The sequence below is a fragment of the Stutzerimonas stutzeri RCH2 genome, assembly GCF_000327065.1.
In the GTDB taxonomy this organism is placed as follows: domain Bacteria; phylum Pseudomonadota; class Gammaproteobacteria; order Pseudomonadales; family Pseudomonadaceae; genus Stutzerimonas; species Stutzerimonas stutzeri_AE.
Map to the genome: position 1 here is coordinate 3,879,495 of NC_019936.1, position 13,476 is coordinate 3,892,970.

A 13,476-nucleotide genomic window follows, 5' to 3' on the forward strand; every position below is an offset into this window, starting at 1 on the left:
AATCAACCCCTTATTGACGGCGCAGCGACTCACCCCGTCATTCACGTGGGCAAAAGGGGGAGCAGTTTACAAAGCCCGCTAGATCGGCACAATTTATTTTTGCAAGCCCCAAAAAGGTGCATTGCGCACTTTTTTGGGGCGTTTTTTATCGAGACTGCGTCATTTCCTGCTGAACACTTGCAAGACTCCGCACCCATGGCTTGCCAGCCTGCAGCGAAGCGGGCAGCGACTTGACCGCCGCGACGGCAGCCGCTCGATTGGCAAAATTGCCGTAGGTAACGACGTAGAGCGGCTTGCCTTCATGTTGCTTGGCAAAATAGCGGTAGCTACCACCATGCTGCTGAACAAGCGCCTGGGCATTCTTCTCGACGCGCGTACCCAAGATCTGAACCAGATAGTTGCTTCCCGGCTGGCTCGCATACCACGCGCCATGACCTGAGCTGGCCGGTGCGGCGGCTGGCGCCGGGGGGCGCTCCGCGACATTCGGCCGCACCGGCGCCGCGAGCGCAGGAGTCGGAGCGGCGACGGGCGGTGCAGGAACCGGCTGAGCACGCTCGACCGGTGCAGGTGCAGGTGCAGGTGCAGGTGCAGGTGCAGGCATCATCGGTGCAGTCGCCCCACGAACGGAAGCTTCGCGGTCGTCCTCACCCCCGGCGGCCGCCGCGAGCGGCTCACGGATCACGGGCTGCGCATCGCCACCTAACGGCAACGACAGCGGACGCTCCTCGCCATCGAACTCGATTGCCGTCTGTCGATCCTGGCCCGCAGCGCCATCAGCCGACGAGCTATCGAGGGGCAGACTGGTAACTGCCGGCGGAAGCGGTGCCTGAGTGTCGCCGCCACGCAGCGCGAGATAGCCAACCGCAACAACCACAATCACCGCGACAGCTGCCAGCAGGTGTCGTCTAGGCAGCGGAAAGGCAATTCCGCCCGTCTTGCGGCTGCCACGGCGACTCTGCATTGCAGCAAGCAACTCGTCTCGCGCCATCTGATTGATTGCGCCAGGCCAGCCACCCGACTGCTCATGGACGCGGACGATCTGCTCCTCATTCAGGCACTCGATTCCGCTGCCAGCACCCTCGAGCCGCAGCGCAAGGTATTCCCGCGTCTCGTCTTCTTCATAGGGTTGCAAAGCGATGGCGTGATAACGCTCTTCCCCCTCGCTCAAGGCCTCCAGACGCCCAGCAAGCGCTGGCTCACCGAACAGGAATACGTGCGGGCGCGCCTCGGGACTGCCAGCAGCCAGGCGCAACAGGGTCTCAACTGCGGCCCCGGTCAGACACTCGGCGTCATCGACCAGCAGATAGACTTCCTGGCCAGTCAGGGCCAGCTGCGTCACTTGCGTCATGATGCCGTCGAAGTCGGCGGCTGGACTGCTCAACGCCTGGGCGATCTGCGAGAGCAACGCGCTGGCATCCATAGTGCCTTGAGGCGTGATGACCACGCTCTGCACCGACTGCTTGTTGCTGCTGGCCACCAAGGCCTGACGCAGCAGGGTTTTGCCACTGCCTTCCGGCCCGGTTACCAGCAGCAGTAACTGGCTATACCGAGCAAGATGATGAAGCTGCCCAAGCACCGGTTTGCGCTGCGCAGGGAAGAACTTGAAGCCCGGAACACGAGCAGCGAAGGGATCATGGCTGAAGCCATAGTGATTCAGAAACGCGTCGTCCGCAGACAAACTGGTCATGGAAATCTTCTTATGCTCCCAAAGGTTCCGTCATTGCGCCGTAATTGGCATTCAAGGTCGTCTCTAGCACATCGCGCGGGAAGTCACCGGTCACAACCGCCTCGCCGAGTTGTCGCAGCAGAACAAGACGCAGCCGGCCATCCAGCACCTTCTTGTCGACGGCCATGTGCTCGAGGAAGTCCTGCGGCCGCATTTGCGCCGGCGGAACGACGGGCAGCGCCGCGCGCTGCAGTAACCGGATAGCGCGATCGCGTTCTGCCTCTCCTATCCAGCCAAGCTGACATGACATCTCCAATGCCATCACGGTTCCCGCCGCGACGGCCTCACCATGCAGCCATACGCCATAGCCCATGTGAGTTTCGATCGCGTGACCAAAAGTGTGACCCAGGTTCAGGATGGCTCGCACCCCGGATTCGCGCTCATCGGCATTGACCACCTTCGCTTTGGCGGCACAGGAACGCTGGATAGCCTCAGTCAGCGCCGCGGAATCAAGCGCTCGAATCAGGTCGATATTGGTTTCGAGCCAGCCAAGAAACGGCTCGTCGCAGATCAATCCGTACTTGATCACTTCGGCCAGCCCTGCCGACAACTCGCGCGCAGGCAGCGTCGCCAGCGTGGTTGTATCGATAACAACCGCACGGGGCTGGTAGAACGCACCGATCATGTTCTTGCCCAGCGGATGGTTGATGCCGGTCTTACCACCGACCGAAGAGTCCACCTGCGATAACAACGTAGTGGGCACTTGAATGAAGTCGACGCCACGTTGATAGCTGGCCGCCGCGTAACCAGCCATGTCGCCGACCACGCCACCACCCAGCGCAATGATCGTGGTGTTGCGGTCATGCCTCGCCCCGAGCAGAGCGTCGAAGATGAGCTGGAGGGTCTGCCAGTTCTTGTGCTCTTCTCCGTCAGGGAGAATCACTGGAGTGACAGCGTGATTGGAAAGAGTGCGAGTCAAACGGTCGAGATACAGCGGCGCAACCGTCTCATTAGTGACAATGGCGACCTGCCGACCGCGAATCTTGTCGCTGAATAGCTCCGGGCGATCCAGCAACCTTTCGCCAATATGGATGGGATAGCTACGCTCGCCGAGATCGACCTGAAGAGTGTGCATGGGGCCCCCAAGAATAAAGGGGGCTAGGATAGCGCAGTTTCATCCTGGCTTTCACGGGGCGGTAGTGACGCAAGCCGATCGAGAATTTCCATAACCACAAGCCTCGGCGGGCGCTCGTCGGTCTCGATGATGATGTCCGCAATGGATCGATATAAAGGATCGCGAACGGCCATCAAAGCAGTCAGCACGCTGCGAGGATCGTCAGCTTGCAACAACGGCCGATTGCGATCGCGCGAGGTACGCTCGAGTTGCTGATCAACCGACGTACAGAGATATATGACCCGACCGCCCGCACGAAGCGCCTGCCGATTCTCGTCCCGCAACACCGCACCACCACCCGTGGCAAGCACCACACCCTCAAGCTGACAAAGTTCTGCAATAGCCGCTCGCTCACGCTCACGGAAGCCTGCCTCCCCTTCGACATCAAATATCAGCGGGATGCTGGCCCCGGTCCGCTGCTCGATCTCCTTGTCGGAGTCCTTGAACGGCAGACGCAGCTCTTTGGCAAGCAAACGCCCGATGGTGCTTTTTCCAGCACCCATCGGGCCTATGAGAATGATGTTCTTCAACGACGTCAACGACTCACAGCGACAGCCTGATGATTGAGAATCTTGGGAGTGAGGAAGATCAGCAGCTCGGATTTCGAGTCAGCCACAATGTCTCTCCGGAACAGGCGGCCAAGATAAGGCAGATCGCCAAGGAAAGGAACCTTGTCAACGGAACGACTCTGGGTGTTAGAGAAAACCCCGCCAATCACCACCGTCTCGCCATCATTGACCAGGATCTTGGCGTTCACCTCGTTCTTACGAATCGTAGGAGTGCCGTTCACATCGTTGGCAAAATCGGGCTCATCCTTGGTGACCTTCACCTCCATGATGATTCGGTTGTCGGGAGTGATCTGAGGGGTAACCTCTAGCGAAAGCGCCGCCTCTACGAACGTAGTCGACGTAGCACCACTGGAACTTGCCTCCTGATATGGGATTTCCGAGCCTTTCAGGATTTTCGCTGTTTCCTTGTCGGCCGTCATGACCTTTGGCTGGGATACAACCTCCCCATTGCCCGACTTTTCCATCGCGGACAGCTCAAGATCAAGGATAAGATTATCGGTTATGTATCCGATACCGATCCCAGCCGTGCGATTGGTCACACCCATGTCGACGAAAGGAAAATTACCGCTGCTTTCGTCACCGGAGTTTCCACCCTCGTCACCGAGGTCATCGTTACCGTAAACCGCACCACGCCCGTTTGCGAACAGCTGCGTTCCGCCCCACCGTACCCCAAGCGCCTTGTCGTAGTCGACGTTAGCCTCAACGATACGAGCTTCAATCATTACCTGCCTTACTGGAATGTCTAACTGCGCCACTATGCGCCGCAGCTCATCCAGCCGCTCCTGGGTCTGATAGGCGATGATATTGTTCGTCCGATCATCAACAGCCATAGAGCCGCGCTCGTCGGTCTGCCCTTGCGTATTGGTCACCGACTGGAACAACCGCGCAATATCGGCCGCCTTGGCGTAATTAACCTGAACGACTTCCCGACGCAGCGGCGCGAGCTCAGCGATCTGGCGTTGCGATTCCAGCTCCTGGCGCTCGCGCGCAGCGATTTCGTCAGCAGGCGCCACCAGCAGCACGTTTCCGACCTGACGTTTATCCAGCCCCTTGGTCTTCAGCACCAGATCCAGCGCCTGATCCCATGGCACGTTCTGCAGACGCAAAGTGATATTGCCGCTGACTGTGTCGCTCGCCACCAGGTTCAGATCAGTGAAGTCGGCGATCAGCTGCAACACGGAGCGGACGTCAATATCCTGAAAGTTGAGCGAGAGTTTTTCACCCGAATAGGCAAAACGATCTGCTTTGCGCTTATCTGCCTCATCTTCGGTGAGAGGCTTGATACTAATGGTCAGCTTGTTATCAGTCTGATACGCCAGATAGTCGTACCGCCCAGTCGGCTCGATAGCGATGCTAGCCTTGCCTGATTGAGCTGTTGAGTCAACGAACCGTACTGGGGTTGCAAAATCCTGGACGTCGAGACGAACCCGCAACGATTCGGGCAACTGCGTCTTGTCGAAAATGACGCGAATCTTGCCGCCCTGCTCTTCGATGGTGGGACTTATCGACGGATCCGAAAGACTGATAATGACGTTTCCGGCACCGTCGTCACCGCGGCGAAAGTCGATGTTCTCGATTGCCTTACCGGCTGGCGCGACCTTAACAGGCGCGGACACCGCAACGGGCGCCGCAGTCGCCGGCGACACAGCTGTACCCCCGCCAGCCCCGGCGCTTTCGCCAAGAACCACAAAAAGGTTATTGCCATCCACTCGCGTGGAGTAAGGCACAAGAGACGTCAGATTAACAATGAGCCGCGTGCGTCCTTGAGCCTCGACTACCGTCACGCTTCGTGCATTACCAACCCCTAGCTCGCGATTCTTGGCACCCAGGTTATTCGAAACGCCGGGAAGATCTAGCGCAATGCGCGCAGGCTGATCCAGTGTGTAGCCGCGCGGCGACGCCACAGGCTCGTCAAAAGCGAGCTTCAACTCAACACGATCACCAGGCAGTGCAGCGACATCAAGGGCATTGAGCTTGGCTGCAAGCAGTGCAGGCGAAATAAACGCCGCCAGCAGAGAAACGCCCAGACGTGAAAGGGTAGTGTTCATAAATTGCTTCCGTTGTGCAGACCGGTAAAGGTTTTCCATGCTTTTTGCCCCGCGCTAGGCGCGCTCTTTCAAAGTCAGACTGCGCGGGCGCTCAAGCCACCCACCCTCTCCATCAGGAACGATTTCCACTACGTCCACCCCGGCTTCGCTGATCTCGACTATCCGGCCGTGATTGCGCCCCAGATAGTCACCAATCTTGACGCGATGAACCCCGTCACCACCCTTGATAAGCGCGTACCGTCCCCCTCCATTGGTAAGCGTACCGACCATGGTGAAATTCTCGATATTGAAACCTTCAAGGAACTGCTTAACTCGAGCCTCGTCAGGCTGGATATCCTTTGATCCTCTTTGTCGCTGAGCCAGATCGAGCTTTACCGGCGGCTGAAAAGGATGACGCAAGGCCGCCGCACTATAGGTAAAGGCCTCGTACGGTATAAATGCGGGGAGCGGTTCGATAGTGCCCTTTGGCTTAGCCCTCACCTCATCCATGTACTGCTGAAGGTCGTTGAAATCGGTACCGCCGCCGCAGCCCGAAAGCAGTGCCAGGCTTAAACCCAGCGCAGTGAGTAGCCCGCCCCTCATTTCTGCAGCCCCTTGTCGTTATAGCGATAAGTCTTGGCAACAATACTCATCCGCAGCTTCGATGTAGTTTCATTCTTTTCCGGAATAATCTCGAAATCGTGCAGCGTAACAATACGAGGAAGACTTGAAACTCCGCTCACAAAAGTAGCTAAATCGTGATAACCACCTACGACTTTGATGTTTATTGGTAATTCGATATAAAACTGCTGCGCCACTTCCGGCTGAAGCTTGATTTCTTCAAACTCCAACCCACTCCCCAAGCCCGTACGAGTAATGTCCTCCAACAACCCCGGGACTTCAGTGTCGCTTGGCAGTTGCCGAAGCAAGGCTCCGAACGAAGTCTCCATCTCGGCCATCTGTTCCTTGTAAGCTTCCAGATTGGCCGCCTGGAATGCTTTAGTAGAGAACTGCTGCTTTAACGACACTTCCTGAGCGCGCTGCTGCTCCAACTGAAGCTGCATATCCTGCAGATGAAAGTAGTAACCCAGGGCAAGTACTGCAGCGAGCAAAAAAGCTCCTGCAATAAATTTAACCGGCCCTGGCCAAGAGCCGAGGTTATTTAGGTCAAGGTCCGCAAAGTCGACTTTACGAAGACTATCCAGCGAATCAGCTAGACTCATGGTTTCGCTCCTTCCGTAGAGACACCCGGCTGCGTTTGCTGCACCGTCAGCTGGAACACATTCTCTTGATCCACAGCACCAGCGGTGACTGCTTTAACTTCGTTCAGGTTGGGCGCCTGGAGCCAATCGGAAGCGTCGAGGTTTCGCATCAGATTTGAAACGCGATTATTGGATTCAGCAGCGCCGACGATTGCAATATTGCTGCCAGCCATCTTCAGCGACGTGAAATAAACCCCGTCAGGCAACGTTCTGACAAGCTGATCAAATACCCGCCCAATAATTGGCCGGTTACCTTGAAGGTCCTGAATGATCTTCATGCGCTCCAAGAGCTGTTGCCTGCGCTCTTTAAGCTCCTTGATCTCGTTTATCCGCGCATCGAGAACCGCAATTTCCTTTTTGACGAACTCATTTCGAGCGTTTTGATTCTCTATAGCACCTTGGTAATAGCGGTCACCGAGGAACACTAATCCCGCCGCGACAACAAGCACGCCGACGAGAGATGCGAGAAAACGCTGCTTTCGCTCTTCCCGTAGCTGTTCACGCCACGGGAGTAAGTTGATTTGCGCCATCAGTCGAAGCTCCTCAGCGCCAAGCCACAGGCGATCATCAATGCAGGTGCATCACTGGCCAGCGCCCCCGCGTTGACCTTGCTACTCAAAGCCATATCGGCGAAGGGATTAGCCACTAGAGTGTGGGTACCGATCTTCTGCTGAATCATGTGATCTAGACCGGGGATGGATGCGGTCCCCCCTGCAAGCAGGATGCAATCGACATCATGGAATTGCCCAGCAGCGAAGAAGAATTGCAATGAGCGGGAAACCTGCTGTACGACAGCCTCTTTGAACGGAAGAAGCACCTCGCTGTCATAGTCATCTGGAAGACCACCCTGCTTCTTGGCAAGGCCAGCCTCCTCCTGGGACAAACCGTAGCGTCTCTGTATTTCCTCGGTCAGCTGCCGCCCACCGAAAAGCTGCTCGCGCGTGTAGATTGTGCGACCGTTGTGCAAAACGCTGAGCGTGGTCATCGTCGCGCCAATATCTACAACAGCCACAGTCAACTCACCATGCCCTGAGCCCAATTGAGAGGCGAGCAGGCCGTACGACCGCTCCAGGGCATAGGCTTCGACGTCCACCACTTTCGCCGTGAGCCCAGCCAGCGCTAGCGCAGCTTCTCGAATCTCGACGTTTTCTTTACGACAGGCAGCCAGAAGCACCTCAACCCTGCCCGGGGCACGAGGAGCAGGGCCCTGAACCTCGAAGTCGATTGCGACTTCTTCAAGCGGGTATGGGATGTACTGGTCGGCCTCAATCTTAAGCTGATTTTCCAGCTCTTCGTCGGACAGCCCAGCATCCATCTCGATCATCTTGGTGATGACCGCAGAACCCGAAACAGCCACAACGGCCGACTTGCATCCTGTCTTAGCCTTGGCAACTACGCGTTGCAGAGCCTGACCAACACCCTCAAGTTCGGCGATGTTCTTTTCGACCACGGCATTCGGCGGGAGCGGCTCGACGGCATAGGCCTCGACACGATACCGATTACCCGATCGACTTAATTCGAGGAGCTTGACTGAGGTCGAACTGATATCGATCCCAAGCAGCGTGTTCGCTTTCTTAGTGAAGAGCCCTAGCACGACCGATTTCCTATCTTTATCCGCAACTTACGGATTAATTATGTTTATCCACATTAGATAACAGCCTTGACAGAAGCGCAAATGGCTACCCGGCAAAAAAAGCGCATATAATGTGAACGGTTTTCCCTTTCAGCATCGCCGCCGCTCCTCCCCTCAAAATCCTGGATTCCAAGAACCCCGATGCGTTTTTTGAAATTTCTTCTCTGGTCGTGCTTCGCAGTTTTTTGCGCCCTGTTGCTCAGCATCAGCGGTGCTTTTCTCTACCTCAGTCCGAACCTTCCCTCGGTCGACTCACTTCGCAGCATACAGCTACAGATCCCGCTACGCGTCTACAGCGCTGACGACAAGCTGATCGCAGAGTTCGGCGAGATGCGACGCTCGCCGATTCGTTTCGAAGACATTCCCCAGGAGTTCATCCAGGCGTTGCTCGCCGCGGAGGATGACAATTTCGCTAATCATTATGGCGTCGACATAACCGGCCTGATGCGCGCTGCCACGCAATTATTGAAAAGCGGACAGATTCAGACCGGTGGCAGCACCATCACGATGCAGGTGGCGAAGAACTACTTCCTCACCAGCGAACGAAGCTTCTCACGCAAAATCAACGAGATCCTCCTAGCGCTGCAAATCGAACGCGAACTCAGCAAAAACGAGATTCTCGAGCTGTACGTCAACAAGATCTACCTTGGTAATCGGGCCTACGGTATCGAGGCAGCCTCCCAGGTCTACTACGGCAAATCCATTTCTGAACTGAGCGTTGCACAGCTCGCGATGATCGCAGGACTTCCCAAGGCCCCCTCCGCATTCAACCCAGTGGTCAACCCAGCCCGCAGCAAAGAGCGGCGCGACTGGATCCTGGGGCGCATGTTCAGATTGGGCTCACTGGATGAATCTAGTTATCGGCAGGCGCTGGCTGAACCTGAGACCGCGCGATACCACGGAGCCGCTCCCGAACTGGATGCATCGTATATTGCCGAAATGGCCCGCGCAGAAATGGTCGGACGCTTCGGCAGCGCTGCATACACTGACGGGTTCAGGGTACAGACCACCGTTTCGAGCGAGCGCCAGGTAGCCGCAAACAACGCGCTCAACAGCGGACTCATTGAATACGACCAGCGTCATGGTTATCGCGGACCGGAGGCTCGCCTTGCCGATGTGCCGCGCGAGAACTGGGCGCAAGAATTGGCCAAGTATCGCGGCCTATCCGGCCTGCAACCGGCCGTAGTGACGCAAGTCGACACTGCCGGCATCCTTGCCCTAACCAGGGACGGCAAAGAACAAACGGTGAGTTGGGACAGCATGAAGTGGGCCCGCCCGCATCTCGGGATCAACAGCATGGGACCCAGACCACAGCGCCCGGCAGACGTGGTCAAGGTAGGCGATGTCATACGCATTCGCTGGCAGGATGAGGCCGCGCTGTTCAGCCAAGTACCCCAGGCACAGGCAGCTCTGGTTTCCCTCGACCCGCAAGATGGCTCGATCGAAGCCTTGGCGGGCGGATTCTCTTTTGGCCAGAGCAACTACAACCGCGCCATTCAAGCCAAGCGCCAGCCTGGCTCGAGCTTCAAACCCTTCATCTATAGCGCGGCACTGGACGCCGGTTACACCGCCGCGAGCCTGGTCAACGACTCCCCCATCGTCTTCGTCGAGCAAGGCATGGATCGCATCTGGCGCCCGAAGAACGACAACAACACCTTCCTCGGCCCGATCAGGATGCGGGAGGCACTATACAAATCGAGAAACCTGGTTTCGATCCGCCTGCTGCAGACAATGGGCATCGACCATACCGTCGATTACATCAGCCGCTTCGGCTTCAATCTGCAGGACCTGCCGCGCAACCTTTCGCTGGCTCTGGGCACTGCGACCCTGACGCCAATGGAGATCGCCACTGGCTGGACCACCTTCGCCAATGGCGGCTACAAGATCGAGCCGTACCTGATCCAACGCATCGAAGACCGCGAGGGTAATCTGGTATTCGAGGCCAATCCGGCAAGAGTCCCACCACCCGATGATCAGCCTGCGGCTGCGGTCGCCGACACCTTTGCTGCGCCGCCTAGCCGAGCGCTCGACACAGACGAGTCGACAGACGCGGGACCGCGCTATGCCGAGCAAGTGCTGGATGAGCGTACCGCCTACATCATGACCAGCATGCTGCAGGACGTTATCAAGCGAGGCACGGGGCGTCGCGCGCTGGCCATGGGCCGAAATGACATTGCTGGCAAAACCGGTACCACCAACGACTCGATAGACAGCTGGTTCTCCGGCTATAACGCCGACATCGTCACCACGGTGTGGGCCGGCTTCGACCAACCGCAGAGTCTCGGGCGCAACGAGTATGGCGGCACGGTCGCACTGCCGATCTGGATGACCTTTATGAGCGCCGTGCTCAAGGACATGCCCGAGCATCCACCGGCGGAGCCGAACGGATTGCTCAAATTGCGTATCGACCCGGTTAGTGGCCGAGCGGCCACGCCGGGCACACCCGACGCCTACTTCGAGGTGTTCAAAAGCGAAGATTCGCCGCCGCCGATGGGCGAGGTCGATCCGGGCTATCAGGCACCTGGCAGTCCGCTGCCCGCCGACGAAGCGGCGCCGCTCGATCTGTTCTGATCGCCTATCCAGTTATTCGGATCATAAAAAACCCCGCCAAGGCGGGGTTTTTTATTCAACGCTGATCAGCCGTTGAATACGTCGTGCACCGACTGCAGCGGGTAGTGCGACGGATAAGGCAGCGTTGCAACGCCGCTTTCAATCGCCGCCTTGGCCACTGCGTCGGACACCAGCGTAATCAGACGCGGGTCCATGGGCTTCGGGATAATGTACTCGCGACCGAACTCCAGGCTGTCCACTCCATAAGCGGCAGCCACTTCAGCCGGCACCGGCAGCTTGGCAAGATCGCGCAACGCGATGGCCGCTGCGATTTTCATCTCCTCGTTAATGCGCTTGGCGCGCACGTCCAGCGCGCCACGGAAGATGAACGGGAAGCCAAGCACGTTATTGACCTGGTTCGGATAGTCAGAACGACCGGTGGCCATGATCACGTCGGAACGCGTTGCATGGGCCAGCTCGGGACTGATCTCCGGATCAGGATTGGAACAGGCGAAAACAACCGGGTTGGCCGCCATGCGCTTGAGCCCGTCAGGACTCAGCAGGTTGGCACCGGACAGGCCGACGAAAACGTCGGCGCCTTCGAGGGCATCGTCCAGGGTGCGCTTGTCGGTTTCGTGGGCGAACACAGCCTTGTACTGATTCAGATCGTCACGACCGGCGTGGATCACGCCCTTGCGGTCGATCATGAAGATATTTTCGATTTTGGCACCCATGCTGACCAGCAGCTTCATGCACGAAGTCGCAGCCGCACCAGCGCCGAGGCAGACGATCTTCGCCTGCTCCAATGTCTTGCCGGCAATTTCCAGCGCGTTGAGCATGCCTGCGGCGGTGACGATGGCGGTGCCATGCTGGTCGTCGTGAAACACCGGAATGTCGCACTGTTCGATCAGCGCACGCTCGATTTCAAAGCACTCGGGCGCCTTGATGTCCTCGAGGTTGATGCCACCGAAAGTGATGGAGATACGCTTGACGGTATCGATGAAAGCCTGAGGACTTTCGGCATCGACTTCGATGTCGAAGACGTCGACACCGGCGAATCGCTTGAACAGCACGCCTTTGCCTTCCATCACCGGCTTGGATGCCAGTGGGCCGAGGTTGCCCAGGCCGAGAATAGCGGTGCCATCGGAGATAACCGCCACCAGGTTGCCTTTGCCGGTGTAACGGTAAGCCAGCTCCGCATCGCGCGCGATTTCGCGCACAGGCTCGGCGACACCCGGGCTGTACGCCAGAGACAGATCACGAGCGGTAGCGGTGGGCTTGGTCAGCTCGACGCTCAGTTTTCCCGGACGGGGTTGGGCATGGTATTCGAGCGCGGCAGTTTTCAGGTCAGTCATGTGGCATTTCCGCTTATTTTACTGGGACAGACAGGCGGTCGAGCATACGCCAAGAACAAGCGCAGTCACAAGCCAGTCGGCAAGCTGGCTGTCAAGCCCGCGCCAATACGACTTTCCGGGTAGACTCACGCCGCGCTCGGCGGAGAAACAGAGAGCTCAGCGAGACTGGCCAAGCATGGCCGGATGGGTAACCCGCAGCATCCAGCGAGCCTGGCCAGCCGCCGCCCGTCCGCGGCGATCGACTACCCAACCTCTCGGCTCGAGTCGCTTACCGGCGAGCGCATCCAGAGCGCGAAGATCGAACGCGTCGAATGCCTGCACAGGTATATGCACGACCAGCGGGCCCTCCATCTCTAGCCAGTAGCCGCCGCGATTGCGCTCTACCCGCGCCACCTTGGCTTCGATCAGCGCAAAACCTCCCTGCCTGAGTGACTGCGGGGAGCGCGGAGTCAGCTTGCGCCAGACACCCAGACGCTCATACCGCCCATGCTGCTCCGCCCGCTGATGGCAGGCCACCAATGCGGTGTTTGGCGCAATCGCGACCATGAGTCCGAGGCCCTCGGCAAGCAGCGACGCCTCGAGATTGATGCCATTGGCGTCATAGGCGTGAGCCAGGATGCGCCCGTAGCGATCCTGACGCTCACGCCCCACGACCAGCCCAACTCGGCCATCGCTGGCTTTCACCAATGCCTGCAGCCTTCGCTGTGCCGCTACAGCGTACGGCTCCGCCTTGCGCCCCTCACGCCCCAGCTCCGGCGTATTGATACCGATCAGCCGAACGCTGCGACCATCGCCCAGGCGCAGCGTGTCGCCATCGATCACCCGCGCCACATCCACCAGCGGCAGGCGCCCTGGAGACGGGCAGAAGAACGCCAGCGTTGACGCGTGCCAGAAGACGGAAACGAAAAAGGCGCCCACAAGGGACGCCTTTTTTATGTGCTCGGAAAACCTCATCGGATTCCCGGTACGCCAGCTTACTTGGCGCCGAACACACCGAAACGCTGCTTGAAGCGATCGATACGGCCGCCGGTATCCAGTACCTTCTGCTTGCCGGTGTAGAACGGGTGGCACTCGGAGCACACGTCGAGGCTCAGGTTCTTGCCCAGCGTGGAACGGGTCTTGATGACGTTGCCACAGCTGCAGGTGGCCTCGATTTCTACGTAATTCGGATGGATATCGGCTTTCATGGTGAATCCTCTAGGATTGTGTGCCGCCACCCGACCCTATGTCGAGTACCGCA

At 58.2% G+C, this 13,476-nt stretch carries 12 protein-coding genes; 1 reads left to right on the forward strand and 11 read right to left on the reverse strand.

Annotated features, from left to right (window positions below; genetic code table 11):
* Nucleotides 1-145 precede the first annotated feature (145 nt).
* Genes PSEST_RS18045 through PSEST_RS18080 form a run of 8 tightly spaced genes read right to left on the reverse strand, consistent with a single transcriptional unit; the run spans nt 146 to nt 8,292 of the window.
* Nucleotides 146-1,687: an AAA family ATPase gene (locus PSEST_RS18045; protein ID WP_015278377.1), complete on the reverse strand. Its 1,542-nt coding sequence runs from the start codon at nt 1,685-1,687 to the stop codon at nt 146-148.
* Between the two features lie 10 nt (nt 1,688-1,697).
* The gene (gene aroB, locus PSEST_RS18050) at nt 1,698-2,801 is read right to left on the reverse strand and encodes a 3-dehydroquinate synthase (protein WP_015278378.1); all 1,104 of its coding nucleotides are present in this window, start codon (nt 2,799-2,801) and stop codon (nt 1,698-1,700) included.
* 23 nt (nt 2,802-2,824) lie between these two features.
* Nucleotides 2,825-3,370, reverse strand: coding sequence for a shikimate kinase AroK (gene aroK / locus PSEST_RS18055; protein WP_041757088.1), 546 nt, complete (start codon nt 3,368-3,370; stop codon nt 2,825-2,827).
* A gap of 5 nt (nt 3,371-3,375) precedes the next feature.
* A complete protein-coding gene (gene pilQ / locus PSEST_RS18060; RefSeq protein WP_015278380.1) occupies nt 3,376-5,457 on the reverse strand; it encodes a type IV pilus secretin PilQ in 2,082 nt (693 codons plus the stop codon).
* A 54-nt stretch (nt 5,458-5,511) separates the two neighbouring features.
* On the reverse strand, nt 5,512-6,039 hold the full coding sequence (gene pilP / locus PSEST_RS18065) for a type 4a pilus biogenesis lipoprotein PilP (RefSeq protein ID WP_015278381.1): 528 nt from the start codon (nt 6,037-6,039) through the stop codon (nt 5,512-5,514).
* Nucleotides 6,036-6,659, reverse strand: coding sequence for a type 4a pilus biogenesis protein PilO (gene pilO / locus PSEST_RS18070; protein ID WP_015278382.1), 624 nt, complete (start codon nt 6,657-6,659; stop codon nt 6,036-6,038). Before pilO ends, pilP begins: the two co-directional genes overlap by 4 nt.
* Nucleotides 6,656-7,228, reverse strand: coding sequence for a type 4a pilus biogenesis protein PilN (pilN, locus tag PSEST_RS18075; protein WP_015278383.1), 573 nt, complete (start codon nt 7,226-7,228; stop codon nt 6,656-6,658). The genes pilO and pilN overlap by 4 nt, the downstream gene beginning before the upstream one ends.
* On the reverse strand, nt 7,228-8,292 hold the full coding sequence (locus PSEST_RS18080) for a pilus assembly protein PilM (protein ID WP_015278384.1): 1,065 nt from the start codon (nt 8,290-8,292) through the stop codon (nt 7,228-7,230). Before PSEST_RS18080 ends, pilN begins: the two co-directional genes overlap by 1 nt.
* Nucleotides 8,293-8,472: 180 nt before the next feature.
* On the opposite strand from PSEST_RS18080, the gene PSEST_RS18085 reads away from it, so the two are divergent.
* A complete protein-coding gene (locus tag PSEST_RS18085) occupies nt 8,473-10,902 on the forward strand; it encodes a penicillin-binding protein 1A (protein ID WP_015278385.1) in 2,430 nt (809 codons plus the stop codon).
* 65 nt (nt 10,903-10,967) lie between these two features.
* On the opposite strand, the gene PSEST_RS18090 is transcribed toward PSEST_RS18085, so the two are convergent.
* The 3 genes from PSEST_RS18090 to rpmE form a co-directional block, all read right to left on the reverse strand.
* Nucleotides 10,968-12,236 carry a malic enzyme-like NAD(P)-binding protein gene (locus tag PSEST_RS18090; protein ID WP_015278386.1) on the reverse strand — a complete coding sequence of 423 codons (1,269 nt, stop codon included), beginning with the start codon at nt 12,234-12,236 and terminating at the stop codon, nt 10,968-10,970.
* A 156-nt stretch (nt 12,237-12,392) separates the two neighbouring features.
* The gene (locus PSEST_RS18095; protein ID WP_015278387.1) at nt 12,393-13,190 is read right to left on the reverse strand and encodes a thermonuclease family protein; all 798 of its coding nucleotides are present in this window, start codon (nt 13,188-13,190) and stop codon (nt 12,393-12,395) included.
* Nucleotides 13,191-13,210: 20 nt separating this feature from the next.
* A complete protein-coding gene (gene rpmE / locus PSEST_RS18100) occupies nt 13,211-13,423 on the reverse strand; it encodes a 50S ribosomal protein L31 (protein ID WP_014821726.1) in 213 nt (70 codons plus the stop codon).
* Nucleotides 13,424-13,476: the final 53 nt, after the last annotated feature.